1 pseudogene is annotated in these 288 nt (G+C 62.8%); it reads left to right on the top strand.

Features of this window, described 5'->3' with window-relative positions:
• Positions 1-39 precede the first annotated feature (39 nt).
• Positions 40-288, top strand: a pseudogene (locus tag SB822_RS56355) (hypothetical protein); the annotation flags it as partial.

Below are 288 nucleotides of genomic sequence, written 5' to 3'. Positions count from 1 at the left end.
CCTGAAATGTACGGCCGGCAGCGTCGCGGCGAAAGGCGCATGGCGGGCATCTACATTCTTAATCTCAGCGCCGGGCTGTTGATGTTATTCACCGCGGCCCGTTTCCGGAAACGCTGCTTCGCGCCTGCAAAAGGCGTCGTTCCGGGCGCCCGCGGCTGCATCATCTGGTGGTGTTGCGAATTCGTGAGTCACGGTGGCAATCGTTTCCCGTCTCACTGGGACTCGTGCAATTTGGCGCCTGGCGCTCACGACGGATCAGCGGCGGCATCGCTGGTCGATCGACGCCGC

It is taken from the genome of Paraburkholderia sp. SIMBA_054 (assembly GCF_046534875.1).
Lineage (GTDB): Bacteria > Pseudomonadota > Gammaproteobacteria > Burkholderiales > Burkholderiaceae > Paraburkholderia > Paraburkholderia hospita.
The sequence above is the reverse complement of the archived record's forward strand: the minus strand, read 5'-3'. Positions and strand labels throughout refer to the sequence as shown.